General features: G+C 41.0%; 15 protein-coding genes. 9 read left to right on the top strand and 6 right to left on the bottom strand.

Annotated elements, in window-relative coordinates; all coding sequences use genetic code 11:
* Nucleotides 1-123: 123 nt before the first annotated feature.
* Together gppA and rhlB are read right to left on the bottom strand one after the other, a co-directional pair.
* A complete protein-coding gene (gene gppA / locus VRK28_RS02425) occupies nucleotides 124-1617 on the bottom strand; it encodes a guanosine-5'-triphosphate,3'-diphosphate diphosphatase (protein ID WP_175083174.1) in 1494 nt (497 codons plus the stop codon).
* A 48-nt stretch (nucleotides 1618-1665) separates the two neighbouring features.
* The gene (rhlB, locus tag VRK28_RS02420; protein ID WP_063529730.1) at nucleotides 1666-2940 is read right to left on the bottom strand and encodes an ATP-dependent RNA helicase RhlB; all 1275 of its coding nucleotides are present in this window, start codon (nucleotides 2938-2940) and stop codon (nucleotides 1666-1668) included.
* Between the two features lie 90 nt (nucleotides 2941-3030).
* Between rhlB and trxA the strand changes: the two genes are divergently transcribed.
* The 3 genes from trxA (at nucleotide 3031) to VRK28_RS02405 (ending at nucleotide 6213) form a co-directional block, all read left to right on the top strand.
* Entirely contained in the window at nucleotides 3031-3357 is a 327-nt protein-coding gene (trxA, locus tag VRK28_RS02415) for a thioredoxin TrxA (RefSeq protein ID WP_054554679.1), read from the top strand.
* A 181-nt stretch (nucleotides 3358-3538) separates the two neighbouring features.
* Entirely contained in the window at nucleotides 3539-4798 is a 1260-nt protein-coding gene (gene rho, locus VRK28_RS02410; protein WP_062566226.1) for a transcription termination factor Rho, read from the top strand.
* Between the two features lie 164 nt (nucleotides 4799-4962).
* Nucleotides 4963-6213 (top strand): methyl-accepting chemotaxis protein, encoded by a 1251-nt coding sequence (locus VRK28_RS02405; RefSeq protein WP_332393213.1) that lies wholly within the window; start codon nucleotides 4963-4965, stop codon nucleotides 6211-6213.
* On the opposite strand, the gene VRK28_RS02400 is transcribed toward VRK28_RS02405, so the two are convergent.
* Nucleotides 6186-9020, bottom strand: coding sequence for a tetratricopeptide repeat protein (locus tag VRK28_RS02400; protein ID WP_332393212.1), 2835 nt, complete (start codon nucleotides 9018-9020; stop codon nucleotides 6186-6188). The two genes, VRK28_RS02405 and VRK28_RS02400, sit on opposite strands and share 28 nt — an antisense overlap.
* A 158-nt stretch (nucleotides 9021-9178) precedes the next feature.
* On the opposite strand from VRK28_RS02400, the gene VRK28_RS02395 reads away from it, so the two are divergent.
* Nucleotides 9179-9760 (top strand): DNA-J related domain-containing protein, encoded by a 582-nt coding sequence (locus VRK28_RS02395; protein WP_332393211.1) that lies wholly within the window; start codon nucleotides 9179-9181, stop codon nucleotides 9758-9760.
* A gap of 9 nt (nucleotides 9761-9769) precedes the next feature.
* Here the strand turns inward: VRK28_RS02395 and dbpA are convergent, their stop codons facing one another.
* On the bottom strand, nucleotides 9770-11158 hold the full coding sequence (dbpA, locus tag VRK28_RS02390) for an ATP-dependent RNA helicase DbpA (protein ID WP_332393210.1): 1389 nt from the start codon (nucleotides 11156-11158) through the stop codon (nucleotides 9770-9772).
* A 187-nt stretch (nucleotides 11159-11345) separates the two neighbouring features.
* On the opposite strand from dbpA, the gene VRK28_RS02385 reads away from it, so the two are divergent.
* A complete protein-coding gene (locus tag VRK28_RS02385) occupies nucleotides 11346-12302 on the top strand; it encodes a tetratricopeptide repeat protein (protein ID WP_063529732.1) in 957 nt (318 codons plus the stop codon).
* A gap of 278 nt (nucleotides 12303-12580) precedes the next feature.
* Here VRK28_RS02385 and VRK28_RS02380 read toward each other — a convergent pair whose 3' ends face one another.
* The gene (locus tag VRK28_RS02380; protein ID WP_332393209.1) at nucleotides 12581-14542 is read right to left on the bottom strand and encodes an alpha/beta hydrolase family protein; all 1962 of its coding nucleotides are present in this window, start codon (nucleotides 14540-14542) and stop codon (nucleotides 12581-12583) included.
* Nucleotides 14543-14652: 110 nt separating this feature from the next.
* A complete protein-coding gene (locus VRK28_RS02375) occupies nucleotides 14653-15558 on the bottom strand; it encodes a DUF808 domain-containing protein (RefSeq protein ID WP_332393208.1) in 906 nt (301 codons plus the stop codon).
* 113 nt (nucleotides 15559-15671) lie between these two features.
* On the opposite strand from VRK28_RS02375, the gene VRK28_RS02370 reads away from it, so the two are divergent.
* From VRK28_RS02370 to VRK28_RS02355, 4 genes are all read left to right on the top strand, one after another.
* The gene (locus VRK28_RS02370; protein WP_062566231.1) at nucleotides 15672-15959 is read left to right on the top strand and encodes an MliC family protein; all 288 of its coding nucleotides are present in this window, start codon (nucleotides 15672-15674) and stop codon (nucleotides 15957-15959) included.
* 85 nt (nucleotides 15960-16044) lie between these two features.
* Nucleotides 16045-17511, top strand: a complete 1467-nt coding sequence (ubiD, locus tag VRK28_RS02365) for a 4-hydroxy-3-polyprenylbenzoate decarboxylase (protein WP_054554671.1) — start codon at nucleotides 16045-16047, stop codon at nucleotides 17509-17511.
* An 87-nt stretch (nucleotides 17512-17598) separates the two neighbouring features.
* Nucleotides 17599-18312 (top strand): NAD(P)H-flavin reductase, encoded by a 714-nt coding sequence (gene fre, locus VRK28_RS02360; RefSeq protein ID WP_058585406.1) that lies wholly within the window; start codon nucleotides 17599-17601, stop codon nucleotides 18310-18312.
* Nucleotides 18313-18457: 145 nt separating this feature from the next.
* Nucleotides 18458-18874, top strand: coding sequence for a CBS domain-containing protein (locus tag VRK28_RS02355; protein WP_054563674.1), 417 nt, complete (start codon nucleotides 18458-18460; stop codon nucleotides 18872-18874).
* Nucleotides 18875-18882: the final 8 nt, after the last annotated feature.

The following is an 18882-nucleotide window of genomic DNA, read 5'->3' as shown; positions in this document are numbered from 1 at the left end:
GGGAGATCCGAATTGAGATCAACTGTTTTTTGAAGTTTTTATGAAAAAAATGACTGTTCGCGCAAAATACGAACGAAACGGGTGAAAATAGCACTAAAAAAGGCCCTAAAGGGCCTTTTAACGTTATTTTACTATGAGCTTCCAACCTACTTTTGCTTGTAGCTTGGACTCTAGTTGCAGTTCACTGGCCATTAATGGATGATATTTTAACCAATCACCATCAAATGTCAGTGTGAGGGTGTTTTCATTAACACTGAGATCAATCGCTGGTAGTACATCATCTTGGCGACGCATTGATAAGATCACAGCGATCCGCACTACCCTTGTTAAGCATTCAGCGAGTACTTGATGACAGCCCAAGTGAGCAAAACTGTTTTTAACTAGATCAGCGCGATGCTCACAAGCAACAGCGGTAATTAATTTATGCTCAGATTGCGAGAAACCTGGCATATCAGTGTTTTCTATAATGTAAGCTGTGTGCTTATGATAAAGCTTGTACTCTATTAGTAAGCCAATCTCGTGCAATTTTGCTACTGTTCTTAGTAATGCGATTGCATTTTCATCGATTGATTGCCATTGCCCCATCACGCTTTTTGCCAACTGCTCTGCAAGTTGCGCAACCCGACAAGCCTGTTTTTGATCTACATGATAGCGATTCATTAAACCATCAACTGTACGCTTGCGAATGTCGTGGTTATGAAGCTCTGGCACCATGCTATATAAAACACCTTCACGCAATGCACCGCGAGCAAGACCCATTTGTTTTATATCTAACGATTCAAACAAGGCGATCAATATAGCGAGGCCAGAAACAAACACTAGACGACGCTCTTCACTCAAGCCTGGAAGCTCAAGATCAGCAATTGTTTCAAATTGCACTGATTGCTCTTTAATAGCGAGAAGTTTATCAAGCGTTAAAAGCTCATCTTGGTTTTGTGCAACCATGATTTCTTGAATCGCTTGTACTGTGCCTGACGCGCCGCTCGCAATTTGCCATCCGGTTGCTTGGTATTCATCGACAATTTCTGCAACCACTTCACTTGCAGCTTTAATTGCAGCAGCAAAGTTTTCATTACTGAGCTTTTGATCTTTGAAGTAGCGCTCTAGAAAGGTAACACAGCCCATATGCAGGCTTTTATAATGCAGTGCATCAAAGCCCTGACCGATAACAACTTCAGTACTGGCTCCGCCAATATCGATAACCAGTTGTTTACCGCTGCAAGCTGAGGTATGAGCCACGCCTTTATAGATTGTCTTAGCTTCTAGCTCACCGCTGATAACATTGATTTTATGACCAAGGATCTGTTCAGCTTTATGCTTGAATACATCAGCATTGCTAGCAAGACGTAAAGTTGCGGTCGCAACAATTGTGATGTTTTTCTGTGGTATGTCTTGCAGACGTTCAGCAAACAAGGCTAGGCATTCCCAACCTCGTTGCATGGCTTCAGTGCTAAGGACGTTGTTTTCATCAAGCCCTGCAGCAAGCCTTACTTTACGTTTGACTCGACCGATCGTTTGTAGACCGCCAGCAATCGATTTAGCGATCAGCATATGAAAGCTATTTGATCCTAAGTCGATTACTGCATACACATTTTTTTGCGGTTGAAGTTGCCCCACCGTTCAAAAACCTCTAGTTACTACTAAGTCTTCAACAACGGTCGTTTATTACGACCGTGATTTCTGGTAACTATTATTTGGTCGACGTCCGTTGTTATTACGACTACGTGGGCCTGTAGAATAGTTCCGCTTTTTCTGAATAGTAGGCTTAGTTAAATCATCAAGCAATGCACTTTTATCATAATGTGATAATGGAATGCTGTGTTCTATATATTGCTCAATTTCGTGGAGATTATAGGCATACTGTTCACAGGCAAAGCTAATAGCGTGTCCTGATGCACCAGCACGTCCGGTACGACCAATACGGTGTACATAGTCTTCACAATCATCTGGCAAATCAAAATTAAATACATGACTTACTTCTGGGATATGTAAACCACGAGCTGCAACGTCTGTTGCTACTAAAAAGTCTAAATCGCCTTTGGTAAATTGAGCCAAAATTGATTGACGCTTTTTCTGGTTTACATCACCGGTTAATAATCCAACTCGGTGACCATCGGCTTTCATCCATGCATAAACATTTTCACAACTGTGTTTCGTATTTGCAAACACAATCGCTTTATCTGGCCATTCTTCTTCAATTAAAGTTAACAGTAACTTAATTTTGTCATCTTGTGATGGATGGAATAGCTCTTCTTGAATACGCTTACCTGTTTTTACATCAGGCTCAACTTGTACGTGCTCTGGGTTAGTCATATGTTCAAACGCTAATTCCTGCACACGATATGACAAGGTTGCAGAAAATAATAGGTTTAGTCGCTCAGAGGTTTCTGGCATACGTCTAAACATATAACGAATATCTTTTATAAAGCCTAAATCGAACATACGATCTGCTTCATCAAGTACTACAACCTCGATTTCATTGAGGGTATAACAGCCCTGCTTGTATAAATCGATAAGGCGTCCAGTAGTACCAATTAAAATATCAACGCCTTTTTCTAGTTGTGCACGTTGTTTTTCGTAATCTTCGCCACCATATACTAATCCTAAGTTAAGATTACAGTGTGGCGCTAAAATTTTTGCATCTTTGTGTATCTGAATCGCCAGCTCCCTTGTTGGGGCCATGATCAGGGCTCTTGGATGTTTACTAGATGCTTTGCTAGATTGTAATAACCGATGGCACGTGGCAGTTAAAAACGCCAACGTTTTGCCCGTACCTGTTTGCGCTTGGCCCGCAATATCGCGGCCTTCACAAATAAAAGGTAGGCATTTCGCTTGAATGGGTGTGCAATATTCAAACCCATTTTCGGTTAAACCGGCAACCACTTCCGGTGCGATAGCAAAGTCTGAAAACTTTTTATCGGTCAAATGTGTCTTAGTCATAGCGTTTAAGCATAACGTTTAAACTTGCAATAAGAAACAAGAGTGTTTAAATACGCATTAAATATTTCGCCTAACTAATCGGAGATCGCAATGAGCGAGAAAATTATTCAATTAACTGACGATAGCTTTGAAGCTGACGTACTACAATCAGACAAACCTGTACTTGTTGATTTTTGGGCTGAATGGTGCGGACCTTGTAAAATGATCGCCCCTATTCTTGACGAAGTAGCTGGCGAGTTTGATGGCCGAGTTACCGTTGGTAAACTTAACATCGACCAAAATGCAGGCACACCACCAAAGTTTGGTATCCGTGGTATCCCTACATTACTCCTTTTCAAAGATGGTCAAGTTGCAGCAACTAAAGTTGGTGCACTTTCTAAAACTCAATTAGTAGAGTTTTTAGAAAACAACATCTAATGAAAATATAAAAAAAGGGCTTTTTGCCCTTTTTTTAGCTTTATTTTGTTTAAAGACTGGACGCCTTGCTAGTGACCTGCTAGTTTATAAAGCCAACTAATCCTTAGTTATACCAACAAACCTCACTCATGTATCAAACGATGATTTTGAGTATGACAATTGTAATAAAGAACCCACCAATATGCATTTACGCGAATTAAAAGACAAGTCTATCAAAGAGCTTGTAAACTTAGCTGAGTCCATGGGGCTCGAAAACGTAGCCCGTTTAAGAAAACAAGACATTATTTTCGCCATCCTTAAAGCGCACGCTAAAAGCGGTGAAAACATCTATGGCGGCGGTGTACTAGAGATCTTACAAGATGGTTTTGGTTTCTTAAGATCATCAGAAGCATCTTACTTAGCCGGTCCAGATGATATTTATGTATCACCGAGTCAAATCCGTCGATTCAGCATGCGTACTGGTGACTCAATTTCAGGCCTTATTCGTCCACCTAAAGACGGTGAACGTTACTTCGCACTATTAAAAGTAAATGAAGTAAACTTCGACAAACCTGAAAATTCTCGCACAAAAATCCTATTTGAAAACCTTACCCCACTACACGCAAACGAACGTTTACGTATGGAGCGTGGTAACGGTAGTACTGAAGACATCACAGCACGTGTACTTGATTTAGCTTCACCAATTGGTAAAGGCCAGCGTGCGCTTATCGTTGCTCCGCCAAAAGCGGGTAAAACGATGCTCCTGCAAAACATTGCGCAATCAATCAGCTATAACCAGCCTGATTGTGAGCTTATGGTTCTTCTAATCGACGAACGTCCAGAAGAAGTTACAGAAATGCAGCGTCTTGTTAAAGGTGAAGTAATTGCATCAACGTTTGATGAGCCGGCAAGCCGTCACGTTCAAGTTGCTGAAATGGTAATTGAAAAAGCGAAGCGCCTAGTTGAGCACAAAAAAGACGTGGTTATCTTACTTGATTCAATCACACGTCTTGCCCGTGCCTACAATACGGTTATCCCTTCATCTGGTAAGGTATTAACTGGTGGTGTTGATGCAAACGCATTACACAAACCTAAGCGTTTCTTTGGTGCAGCTCGTAACGTAGAAGAAGGCGGTAGCTTAACAATTATCGCAACGGCTCTTATCGATACTGGTTCGAAGATGGACGAAGTTATCTACGAAGAGTTCAAAGGTACTGGTAACATGGAATTACACTTAAATCGTAAGATTGCTGAAAAGCGTGTATTCCCAGCGATTGATTTTAACCGCTCAGGTACGCGTCGCGAAGAGTTACTCACTAAACCTGATGAACTTCAGAAGATGTGGATCTTACGTAAGATCGTTCATGAGATGTCAGAAATTGATGCCATGGAATTCTTAATTGATAAGCTTTCAATGAGCAAAACCAATGATGAATTCTTTGACTCAATGAAACGTCAGTAACTATTACTAGTTTTTAAAAAATGCCTGTTTAATACAGGCATTTTTTTTGCGTAAAACTGAGGACATAACACTTTAAAAGTTATACTTTTACAGAATAAGTTTATTGGTAATAAATAGAAATTTGTTCTATACATTATAGGATTAAAAGGTAAGGACCCCCCTCAATGACTCGCATTAAAGTAGCTGTAGCTCTATTCTTAGTAAGCTTACTTAGTTGTATTGCTAGTTTTACTGTATTTGATATTTCTACTACTGCTATGGCTGTGCTTACACTTGTTGTAATCATTCCATGGCTAGCTTTGATTGCTTTTGTTTATACAACGGATAAAAAGCAACAAGATCATTTAAGCTACTTTGTTAAGCAGATTACTTCTGAAAAGGGCATCGATTTCACTTTCCGTTTTGACGAAAATGATCGTCAATTACCACAAGCTTGTCATGCCCTCAATGCAAGCCTGACGATGGTTGAGCACATGCTTGGCGAAATATACTCGTCATCTGCCCGCTTATTACCTATGGCTGACGCACTTCGTGATACCTATGCATCGATGACTCAAAAAGCCACCATACAAGATGCTCATGGTATTGATTTAGCAGATACCATTACCCGCACCATTGAAGTATCGAAAGAGCTAGATAAAAGTTTAGAACAAATTTTTAATTCAGTATCTGATGCCACCAAATCAGTACAACAAACCCGTTTAGACACAGATAAAAGCCAGGCGAGTCTTATCAAGCTTGCCGATAATATTAACCTGACGAGTGAGCAGATTATTTTACTTAAGCAAGATAGTGATGCGATTGGCTCAGTTATTGATGTTATCAATAGTATTGCCGAACAAACTAATTTACTTGCGCTAAATGCTGCTATTGAAGCTGCGCGTGCTGGCGAGCAAGGGCGTGGCTTTGCGGTAGTCGCTGATGAAGTAAGAAACCTGGCTGCCCGCACCAGTAAATCAACACAAGAAGTGCGTGAGATGGTAGCTAAAATTCAGCACAGTACAGAGCAAGCATATCAATTAATGCAAACCGCACTGAAAGAAACCGAGCGCACGGTTGAGCTATCTGAGGCATCAACTAAAGAAACCAATAAAATTGAACAAGCGATGCTAGAAATTAATGCGTTTTCTGAGAGTGTTCATGAGCAGGTGGCGATGCAAAGCCAAATGTCAGATGAAGCACAAACCAGTATTGATGCAATGGTTGAGCTCAATTCCGATGCACTTTCAAGTTCACAAATACAAGCTGTATCGAGTAAAGACTTGGTTCGCCTTGCCCATACCTTAGACGATAAGCTTTCGATGTTTCATATTACACCACCAGAAACCGATCACGAACAGCGCATCGATCGCTCACGCTTCGATACCAATCAAGAAATTGAAAAAATTCAAGACGGTGATATTGAACTGTTTTGATCAACCGAAGCATTATGTAGTTGCTCAAGTAGTTGAGCAACTAAGCTTGTTAAATCAGTCAGTTTATCTTGCTTTAACGCCGACTCAAGTGCCATGGCACTCATCGCAACGTCATCTAACTCAAACATTTTTGCCGCGCCACCTATACGGTGAGCATCCTGCTGTAAATTAAACAATTCATAAGCTGCAAGGTGCTGTTGTATTAATGCGCTTTCATGCTCAAAGCTATTGATAAAGCTTGCCACTAAGTCACTCATATCATGCTGGGACTTAGTTGTGGCACTGTCTTTTTTGCAATGCTTAGCAAGTTGCGTGTAAAACACTTTTTTATCAATCGGTTTAGCAAGGTAACCTGTAAAACCAGCTTCAAGGTAACTGTCGATTTCGTGGCTAATTGCATTGGCAGTTAATGCATATACAGGCTGGGTAAAGCCACACTCTTGTAGTAGCTTGAGTGCATTTAAGCCATCTAACACTGGCATTTGAATATCGAGCAGCACCACATCAGGGAATTCCTTTAGACAATGCTCTACAGCTTGCTCACCATTTTCTACCGCAATAACCTCAAGGCCCATTGACTCTAAATAACGAGAAATTAAACGGCGGTTATCGGGATGATCTTCAGCAAGTAGCACTTTTCCAGACAAGCCTTTTGTTACTGGCTGGACATACTTTGCAAGCTCAACTGTTTCCGTGCTTGGTGTATGCTCTTTACACGGCAAGTAAAACGAAAATATGCTGCCTTTATTTAGCTCACTTTCAACACTGATATAGCCGCCCATCATCATCGCAAGCTGTTGCGATAGGCTTAAACCAAGCCCGGTGCCCCCAAAGCGACGGCTGATGCTATTGTCGCCTTGTCTAAAACATTCAAAGATTTGCTTAAGCTGCTCAGCGTTCATACCAATACCGGTGTCAGTTACACGAAACCATACGCCTTGCTCAACTTTATAGACTTTTAACTCTACTTCACCTTGATTAGTGAACTTAATTGCATTGGCACATAGGTTGATAAGAATCTGTTTAATGCGGGTAAAGTCGAGCTGACTGTAAAACTGTTCGCCAAGCTCATTATGAAATGAAAAGTTAAGCCCTTTATCTTTAGCTTGACCACTAAGCATAGAATGAACATCAGTAAGTAATCGAACTAAATCACCTTCCTTTAGGCTTAACTCTAGCTTGTTAGCTTCGATTTTACTGATATCAAGTACGTCATTAATCAGCTCTTTTAAGTGATCGCTTTGTTTTTGAATAACAGCCAGCTCATCGTTTAACTGCTCTGGTTTATAATAACCATTCATAAGATTATCGGTTTGGCCTAGGATTGCAGTTAAAGGTGTACGAATTTCATGGCTAATATTTGCTAAAAACTGACTTTTAATTTCATTAGCGCTGCGTAGTTGATCTGCGGTTTCTTCAAGCTCTTTGGTGCGTTTAGCAACCATTAACGAAAGTTGCTCTTTTGCCCCTTTTTCAATATTACGGCGATAAATAGTAATACCCGTCACCACTATCATCACAAACAAGATAAATAGCATAATGCCCAACTGACGTTGTTTAGACATTTCGAGCTCTTGCACATTCTGTAGCTGCTTTAATTCAACAATTTCTTGATTAAGCTGACTTGCTTGGATTTGGCTTTGCAGCTCACCCATAGACTTTAATAATTTTAGGCTTTGCTCGCTTTTGAAAGCACGAACAAACTCATCAAAACTAGCAACGGCTGCTGCATAGTCACCCTTACCTGACTTAATTAGGGCCATCATTCCGGCGCCGTCTTGTACTCTCAAATCATCTTTATATTGTTTAGCCATAAAAACTGAGGTAGTCAGAGTGGCCTCAGCTTCAGTGAGCTTTCCTTGTAATAACTCGATTTTTGCTTGTGACAATAAGCCAGCCAGCTCTAATGTTTTATTATCAATTTTTTTTGCAAACTCAACGGCTTTTTCTGCATGACTTAAGGCAAGCTCTAAATCACCGGTGCGAAGATACACATTAGCGATATTAGTGTGGCGTGAAGAGAGAAAGTAAGCGTTATTCGTTTCTTGGTAGTAGCGCAAGGCACGCTGATAGTAGTGTAAAGAAAGTTGATACTGGCCAAGCTCTGAGTAAGCCACTCCCATATTGCCATACGACTGAGCAACGCCATCTTCATCACCTAATTTTTGGAAAATCTCTAGCGTTTCTCGATACATATCAAGCGCAATATCATAGCTCGACAAACGAATATAAATACCCGCTATGTTGTGTAAAATATCGGCTTTATCTTGCTCGCTACCATGCTCTTCATAAATTTCTTTCGCTTCTTTGTAATATTTAAGTGCTTGATCCATATTGAACATGTCAAAGTAAGCAAGGCCAATATTACTGAGTAAGTTTGCTTCGGCAATTGGCTCTGGTAGTTTTTCTGCAACGCTTAATGCCTTGCTATAAGCAAGCACCGCTTGTTGCATCAAGCCTTGATAATAATAAGTGACGCCTTGCATTTTTAGGCTACGAAAATAGCGATTTGGCGTTGCTGTAAAACTAGTTACTTGCTCTGCCAATTGGTAGTTTTTTACCGCCGCAGAGAAATTACCTCTCTCTAACGCAAAGTCGGCAAGCTGCATGTATATATCGAGGCTTAGTTCTTGATTTGTTGTATTTTGATTAAGCAGCTTTTTGGCAAGCTGTTGCTTTTCTTGCCATTGCTCGGATTGGCTAAATTGCTCAAGTAGCGAAGTGGATGCAAAGCTAGACTGCGAACCAAACAAACTACAGCTGAACAATAAAGCAGTGAGCAAGCTTACACGCAGTGATGTGAACATATGGCGAAATCCCTTAAAATCAACTTAGCCTGAAAATGAAGTTATTTAAGCTCGGCTAAATGCATTCCCTAGTATCTAAAAACATTAGCGTAGTTTCAAAAAAGCAGCTGTGATAGCGTATACCACTGTAGATTACACTAAAGATAGGCTTGCGAACAATGGTTAACCCACTGATTGATGAGATTTTTTACCTTCTTTTGGTACAGCCTATTTGGAAGGTTCATACGCTTGCCAGCGCACTTAGTGAATCAGGAAAAATAGAGCAATTAGACAATGACCCACAAAAAGATCTGTTTAAACGCAACTTTTTAGTTATGAATGGTCTTTATCAACTACAAGCACAACTTGCACCTGAGCAACAGCTACAGATTGCGTCACTTCACATTGAACTTGTTAGTAAGCAAACGGGTAACGCATTAGAAAGTCATGATCCACTACGGGATTACTATTTAGATTGGCAAAACTTTGATACAACGAGCGATGAAATAGGTGCGTTGTTAACTGATTTTTGGCAGCGCTTTTCATCATTTAGCTCAAAAAAAGCCATTCATTCATTACCTCAGCAGCAGCTATTACAATTACTAAAAGCGTGGCAGCTACCTACTGATTTTTCGGAAAAACAGTTACAAAAGCGTTGGCGACAACTGGCGCTAAAACACCACCCAGACCGCCAAGGCTGTGCAATTGAGTTTAAGAAAATACAACTCGAATATGAGCAACTTAAAGCAAGCTGCTCATAACTCAACAATTTATCTGCTCAAACGTCGCGCACGGATCTTGCGCTTTTTAATATTACCTTCAGTCAATTTACGTAATGCAGGTTTTGCAGCAGCTCGCTCCACAGCAATAAAGGCCACATTATCAAGTACGTTAATTTTACCTACCTGATGACCGGCAATTCCCTCTTTACCAGTTAATGCACCTAAAATATCACCAGCACGAATTTTTTGCTTCTTGCCAGCATCAATCATAATGGTTGCCATGGCTGGCTTATAAGCGGGTTTTTCTAGCAAGCTAAATGGCGGAATTGGTTCAGGGTCAAAGTCGCGCTCGTAGTGGTCGCCAATTTGTGCCACTTTAAATTGCTCAGCTTCACCATAAATAGAACATGCAATACCCTTTTTACCTGCTCGACCAGTACGACCAACACGGTGCACATGGGTTTGTGGGTCATGCGCTAGGTGGTAATTCACTACCATATCCATATCGTTGATATCTAAGCCGCGTGCGGCAACATCCGTTGCAACAAGAATACAGGCGCTTTTATTAGCAAAGCGAATTAAAGTACGCTCACGTTCACGTTGATCTAAATCACCGTGTAAGGCAACCGCACTAAACCCTTCAGCATAAAGATCATCACAAATCTGCTGTGTTTCAACCTTGGTGTTACAAAAAACCACACAGCTTTCTGGTTGGAACTTCAATAACAACAGCTTCAATGTATTAAAGCGCTGCTTGTTATTATCTAGCTTGTAAAAGTATTGCTTAATTGTGCTTTTTGTTTGCTCTTCTTCTACCTTAATCATTTCTGGGTTGCTAAGCACCCGCTCTGCAATCGCTGCTATTGATTTTGGATAAGTCGCACTGAACAATAATGTTTGGCGTTGGTTAGGAATACACTCAACAATAGCATCAAGGGTATCCTGAAAACCCATGTCTAGCATTTGATCAGCTTCGTCTAACACCAAGGTCTCGACATCATCTAAGCGCAATGTGCCTTTGCGAATATGGTCATCAACACGACCTGGAGTACCAACGATGATATGCGCACCATGCTCTAATGAGCCAATTTGTGGACCAATAGAGACACCGCCACATAAAGTTAAAACTTTAATGTTATGAATACCACGGGCAAGCTTACGAACTTCTTCAGCTACCTGCTCTGCTAACTCACGGGTTGGACATAAAATGAGAGACTGAATACGAAAGCGTTTCACATTTAACTTAGCCAGCACACCTAAACTAAATGCAGCCGTTTTACCCGACCCCGTTTTGGCTTGGGCAATAATATCTTTGCCTTGCAAGATCACTGGCAAACTTTGCGCTTGCACTGGCGTCATTTGCGTATAACCTAAAGTTGATAAGTTATCGGTTAACTCTCGCGGCAAAGCCAAAGATGAAAAAGCAGTAGCAGTCACAGTAATATTCCAAACTTGATAATTGAGGGACATCCTCGAAGATGCTGTGGATCATAGCAGAGAATGTGCTGTTTCTCTAAACGAAAACACTGTTCAGCATATTTAATTCATATTTGCTTACAGTTTGCTGCTTTCTAACTCTCTGCATTTGTTCTAGTTTATTGATAGCAACCTTCAGGAAGAAACTATGCTTCTATTTAATACTGCTGCAGCTGATGTTTTCTATAAAAAACAAAAAACGTGCCCTCACTGTCATAGTGAACATTATTCTTTAAGCAATCACAGTAAAGTTTTGCGCTTTACTATTTTGCCCATCATGCCACTTTCTATTAATTATCAAAGACAATGTGATGACTGTGGCTATGTTACTCCTGCACCTTGGTATTCATTGCCCGCCTTAGAGTTAGCGTCGTTTATAAAATACTTTATTGGCCTGTTCATTATCGTTTACCTATTAACAAATGCATTAATCGGTGCGAATAAACAAACTGAAAATGAGCAAAATTACTTAAACGAGCCAAAGTTATTTGATACCTATTTTGTCTATTCAGATAAATTTACTGGCAAACCAAAACGTATTAACAACTTAAAAGTAGCTCAGCTCGTTGAATTCGATGACAAGAACATGACTTTTAGAGTTGCTAACTACACTTACAAATACAATAAAGACATCGAGATTGCCATGCGTACCAGCATGCTAGTTCAAGATGATTACTTTTCTAGTAAAACCCTGACTTTCAGTAAGTCACAAATAAAGCAGCTTTATGATGAGGGCAGCATTTATAAAATTATGCGACCTGAGCTTTATAGTTTATTTGGTGGTTTTGTTATGCACCCGCCTAGACCTAAGCCTTTATATACGGGCGTTAAGCTCGATAAACATAATCAAGAAGGGATTACTTACTTCAAAGATGGCTTATACGAGGAAGCGTTGAAAAGTTTTACTCTGTCTGCGGAAGATGGTTATGCATGGGGGCAATTAAACTTGGGTCAGATGTATCGTGATGGCCAAGGGACAGAAGTGAATAACGAAAAAGCAGCTTACTGGCTCAACAAAGCTACCTTACAAGGGAATCCTAAAGCAAAGATTGAGCTCGCAGAGCTATGCTTGAGTTACGATTGTAGTAAATTGAATACTCAATAATCTATTACCCATAAATATCACACATAAGAAACCAGCCTAATTATATGGTTCTCACTATTTACTTTAAACTTGTTATGTTATAACATTTTTATAGTGGCGTAGTATTTATACTCTTTTAAAGCCGAGTTACTCTCCCTGCTCTGCTTTTGAGATTACGCGGCCTGATGAAAGAATCATCTTTTGAGTTTGTATAACTTGAAGGAAGACCTTGCACACTAGCACGCTTACGTTCCCGTGCTAAATCCTTGCCGGCGAGCTTGCTCGCCGGCACTTTTCTTTTAAAGCTTTAAATGTTCATCTAAGAAAGCCAATACTTTTTTATAGTAAAGAGTACGGTGCTCTTCTTTATAAAAACCGTGGCCTTCATCATCTAGAATAGTGATTTCATATGGGTGCTTAGCTTTTTTCAACGCTGCTTCTAATGATTCTGCTTGCTCAATTGGCGCACGTTCGTCTTCACCACCATGCACAATAAGAACAGGTGCTTTTAGCTTATCGACATTATAAGCAGGTGAGAATGCTTTTAACTCGGCTTCATCAGTACCAATCACTGTTTTAAGGTAATTAACACCATAGCTTCGGGCTTGCGTATCACCTTCTTCATACATAAGAGGCAAGTCGTAAACCCCCATCAGGCCTATTGCACACTTGAACATATCCGGCTCGATAATCGCGCTTTGTAGTGCTGAGTAACCACCGAAGCTGGCTCCCATAATACAAATATTATCTTTATCAACTGTGCCGTCATTAATTAATAGTTTCACACCATCAATAATGTCGTGTTGAATATTTTGTCCCCACTGACGATAGCCAGCTTCTCTAAAATTCTGTCCAAAACCTGGTGAGCCACGAAAATTCACCTTTAGCACTGCCATACCTCTATTAGCTAGCATTTGCGCTTCAGGGTCGTAACCCCAATAATCTCTTGCTTGGTAAGGACCACCATGCGGCATAACAACTAAAGGTAAGTTTTTCTCAGCTTTGCCATTTGGCACAGTTAAATAAGCAAGAATTGTTAAACCATCGCGGCTTTTAAAACGCAGTGGTGTGGTTTGCGCCATATCTTTTTGGTTTATCCAGCCACGCGCAGAGAATAACGCTCGTAATTTATTGGTATTCGCGTCATATAGATAATATTGCCCAGGGTTTATATCGCTCGATGCGAAAATAATATTTTTTGAATCATCTTCTGTACTGCTGACTAGCTGCACTTGACTACCAGGCAATGCACCTAACATATCTTTAAGACGCTGAGACTTTACTGAGTTACTATCAACAAAAGAGTAGCTTGGGTAGTCAGCCTCCGTTTCTATTGCAAATAACTCTTTAGTAACTTCATCAACCCAAATATGTGATGGTGACACATGCTTATCTTGGAAGATTTTCGTCACTTCTTTGGTTTTTAGGTTAATTTTAATAACGCTCTCAGCTTCACCACCCTTTGATGCAGTGGCATATACAGACTCACCTGATTTATCAAATGCCTTTAATGAAATATCGGTGTAATCAATACCTTCTAAATCAAGCTCTTTCCAAAAGCCACCCTCAGGCTCTCGAACATGAAGTGTCGCATTGAGGTAATCGTCACTCGATTCAGCGATACGGACGTTACCATCATGGTCTGTTAGAAACTCACCCATAGGTGCTGGTGAACGAGTAATTAAAGTACGAAGGCCGCGATAAACATCGACTTCATATACAACGGTAGTTGGTTCATTGGTTGCAGTCCACGGGTAAGTGACAACCAAAACTTTTTTATCATCATGAAGTAAGGGATCTAAAAGGTATGACGTTCCTTGAACTGGTGTTTGTTTTTTTAACCGAGTACCAGTTTGCTGTTCACCATGATAACCAATTACGTATGCGCCACGGCTACCATCGACGTTCACGGCAAATAACTCACCATAATAAATAGGGGTATCTTGCCAACCTTTTAAATACTCTTTTTCAAGAATAACTCGTTCATTGTTAACCCAATGGTATTCGCCAACCTGTGCATTACCCGGAAAAGCAACCGCATGGGTTACTGCAAACTTGGTTGTATCAACAATGATGAGTGAATTTTTACCTTCGTGTTTTTTTATAGCTGCGACGTAGTTGCCATCAGGGGAGATAGTTACACGACTAAAGTCATTACCTTTACTAAAGTCTTCTACTGATAATTTTGCAGGTTTAGCGAAGCTGGTAAATGATAGCGTAAATAACGCTAGTCCCAGCACAAAAGTGAGATATCGAGACATGATTAACTCCATTTAACGATTTAATTGTTATTTTTAGCTGAGCAATAATAAAGCAAAGACCCTATATTTGCTACAAAAATTTAACAAAACAACCCAATAATGGATGCTATTTAGCGACGAATTTTGTGCCAAAGTTCAACCACTAACACAACGATAACCCCGGCAACAACGCCTAATAAACCATCAAATATAATCGGCGTAGCCAGCTCACCCGTTTTACCAACTAAATCCGTAACAAACTCAGTGCTACCTTGCTGGGCGTGATGTAAAACGGGGATCCCATGTACCAATATGCCTCCGCCAACTAAAAACATAGCAACCGTTCCTGCAAAGGCTAAAAAGCGCATTAACTTAGGCGCTGCAGCAAGTAAAAACTTACCTACTAACTCTTTAAACTTACCGCCACTTTGCTGCGCTTTTTGCAGTAAATACAAACCAGCATCATCTAGTTTAACAATGCCTGCAACTAACCCATACACGCCAATGGTCATAATAATTGCTATTTCACTAAGCACTAAAGCTTGATTCACCAGTGTTGCGTCAGCAACCGTGCCTAGCGTTATCACGATAATTTCTGCTGAGAGGATAAAATCAGTGCGGATCGCCCCTTTCACTTTTTGCTTTTCGTATTCTTGTAAGTCTTTTTGTTCAGCCAGAGTTTCATCTTCTTGTTGAGCATGACCAAACAGCTTTTCGATAATTTTCTCTGCACCTTCAAAGCACAAAAACAGCCCGCCAACCATTAACAGCGGAGTAATTAACCAAGGCAACCAAACACTAATCAATAATGCTGCGGGCACTAAGATGGCTTTGTTAATAAACGAGCCTTTTGCCACAGCCCAAACTACAGGCAACTCTCTATCGGCAGTTACCCCTGTGACTTGCTGAGCATTAAGAGCCAGATCATCACCTAACACCCCCGCTGTTTTTTTTGTTGCGACTTTACTCATCGTCGCAATGTCGTCTAAAAGTGTCGTAATATCATCAAGTAAGGTTAGTAAATTAGTGCCTGCCATGGTGGTTCCTTGCCCATTAAATACACTATCAACATAACTTATCCTGCCATTTTCACCAACGGTTAATTTTTCTTTGTTAGGCTTATAGCTCATTCAAAAATAGAGGTGTTTCTATGATTAAACCACTTCTCTCAGGGCTCGCTTTAGTTACCTTGTGCGCGTGTGCTGAGCAAAGTGCACCAAGCAATTATCTGTGCGATGAAACCCTTAGCGCCAGTATTGTTGAATACAGTGATGAGGAAGCAAGACTGACATTTAAGGACTCTGAATTTTTACTCAATCGCCAAGTAAGCGGCTCAGGGGTTAAATACAGTGCCGATAATGTGCTGTTTTGGTCTAAAGGCGATGAAGCCATGCTGATTTTAAAAGGTAAAAAGTACCAATGTAGCTTAACTCAGTAATAGCAAAAGCTTTGCTCGCTAAATTAGCTTAATCAGTGGTTTTGAGTATAATAGCGACAGTTTATTCAGCGTTTAAGCGGCTATAATGAAATACAAAGATCTTCGCGAATTTATCGAGTTATTAGAACAAAAAGGTGAATTAAAAAGGATCAAACAAGAAATTGATCCTTACCTTGAAATGACCGAAATTGCCGACCGTACTTTACGTGCCGAAGGCCCAGCTCTGTTATTTGAAAACCCTAAAGGCCACACTATTCCCGTTCTTGCCAACCTTTTTGGTACGCCTAAGCGTGTTGCAATGGGCATGGGGCAAGATGATGTTAGTGAACTGCGCGAAGTTGGTAAGTTATTAGCTTTTCTAAAAGAGCCTGAGCCACCGAAAGGCATTAAAGAGGCACTAGGGCAAATCCCAGTATTCAAACAAGTACTGAATATGCCAGCTAAAGAAGTAAAAAAAGCGCCTTGTCAGCAAGTTATACTTGAAGGCGATGATGTTGACTTAACTAAGCTGCCTATCCAACATTGCTGGCCAGGTGATGCTGCTCCCTTGATCACATGGGGTCTAACGGTTACCAAAGGGCCTTATAAAAAGCGCCAAAATTTAGGCATTTACCGTCAGCAGCTATTGGGTAAAAACAAAATTATTATGCGTTGGCTATCGCACCGCGGTGGCGCATTAGATTTTCGTGAATGGTGTAAAGAGCACCCAGGCGAACCTTACCCTGTGTCTGTCGCATTAGGTGCCGATCCTGCGACTATCCTAGGCGCTGTAACACCAGTACCAGACACCCTAAGCGAATATGCATTTGCTGGTTTACTACGCGGTAGTAAGACTGAAGTTGTTAAATCGGTTTCAAATGACCTACAAGTGCCTGCTACCGCAGAGTTCGTACTTGAAGGTTATATTATGCCGGGTGAAACAGCACCAGAAGGCCCTTATGGCGATCACACAGGTTACTATAACGAAGTAGACGAGTTCCCGGTGATGACGGTGACTCACATTACACATCGTGAAAATCCAATTTATCACAGCACTTATACTGGCCGTCCACCTGATGAGCCAGCAGTACTCGGGGTTGCCTTAAACGAAGTATTCGTGCCAATTCTGCAAAAGCAATTTCCTGAAATTGTAGACTTTTATCTACCACCCGAAGGCTGTTCATACCGTATGGCTGTGGTCACGATGAAAAAACAATATCCAGGTCATGCCAAGCGCGTGATGATGGGGGTGTGGTCTTTCTTACGTCAATTCATGTATACCAAGTTCGTGATTGTTTGCGATGATGACGTAAACGCACGCGATTGGAACGACGTGATCTGGGCAATTACCACGCGTATGGACCCAGCTCGCGATACGACGATGATCGAAAACACGCCAATTGATTATTTAGATTTTGCATCGCCAGTTTCTGGCCTTGGCTCAAAAATGGGCATGGATGCAACCAATAAATGGCCAGGCGAAACAGATCGTGAATGGGGTGAGCCCATTGTTATGGATCCAAAAATCAAAGAACGTGTTGATGAATTATGGGACAGCTTAGATATTCTCTAGGCTGTGTCTATGTTAAACTGCTCAAAATTTAACGGTTATGAGTGCGATTCATAACCGAATTTGCTTCTGTGCTTATAAAGGTAAACTATGCAAACACTACTCGCTGACGTTGTTGCGATCAGCCCGCTTACAGACCATGTACATAAGGTCATTTTGAAACCACAGCAACCTGTGTCATTCGAGGCAGGCCAATATATGCAACTAGTATTAGGCGAAAAAGATAAGCGTGCCTTTTCTATTGCAAGCCGCCCGTCGCAAACTGAACAGATTGAACTACACATTGGTGCCGCGGGTGCTGATTCGTATGCAATGCAAGCGCTTGACCATTTACGCCAAGCTCATACAGAGCAACAGCAAGTTAATGTTGAAGTAGGCTTAGGTGTATCACAGCTGCGAGTTGAGGGTGAGCGCCCTATTATTCTACTTGCTGGCGGTACAGGTTTCTCTTATGCCAAATCAATGGCTGATCACCTTGCTGAAATTGGCTGTGAGCGTCCTGTATTATTTTACTGGGGTGTACGTGAGCAAGCTGCACTTTATGCTCATGATGAAATGCAAGCATGGGCAAACAGCAACCCACATTTCCAATACATTCCAGTAGTTGAAAATGCGCCGCAAAGCTGGACTGGCAAAACCGGTTACGTCCACAAGGCTGTTATGGAAGATATCGTGTCTTTAGAACCATACGATATATACATGGCAGGCCGCTTCGACATGATTGGCGTGGTTCGCGATGATTTTATTAATCATGGTGCGGTACGTGAGAACATGTACGCCGATGCATTCGCATTCATTAAATAACTAGCTCATACCGGTTATTTTTAAGGCATCCAATTGGATGCCTTTTTTATTTGTTTTACCTATCGCCTTAATCCGTCTAAACGATTTCACAAACTGCATTTCCTTGACCATACTCTGATTAGAATAACGATGGGGAGAGACCCAAATGCTAAATACAAAAGTACAAGACTTTATGCAACGTAAGTTGCCACACATTACGCCTGAAACTGAAATGACCACCGCGATTAGCGAGCTGCAAAAGTTTAAATTACTAGGCGCACCTGTATTCGATGACAACAAAAGCCTAGTTGGCTTTATTTCTGAACAAGAGCTGCTGCAACCGCTCATGCAAAACAGTTATTTCTGTGATGGTGTAGTGAAGGTAAAACAGCTAATGCGCACCGATGTTGTCACGGTAAGTAGCGATCAAAACATCATAGAGCTGGCAGATGGCATGCAAACAGGTAAGCCAAAAAACTACCCGGTTATCGAGGATGGTAAGGTTGTTGGCATGATCAGCCGGGGAGACGTGCTCAAAGCATTGTATGAAAACTATGTCTCATGCCAAGAGCACCAAGTGTAAGTTAGCTG

Source organism: Pseudoalteromonas sp. P80D2 (genome assembly GCF_036680945.1).
Taxonomy (GTDB): domain Bacteria; phylum Pseudomonadota; class Gammaproteobacteria; order Enterobacterales; family Alteromonadaceae; genus Pseudoalteromonas; species Pseudoalteromonas shioyasakiensis.
The sequence above is the reverse complement of the archived record's forward strand: the minus strand, read 5'-3'. Positions and strand labels throughout refer to the sequence as shown.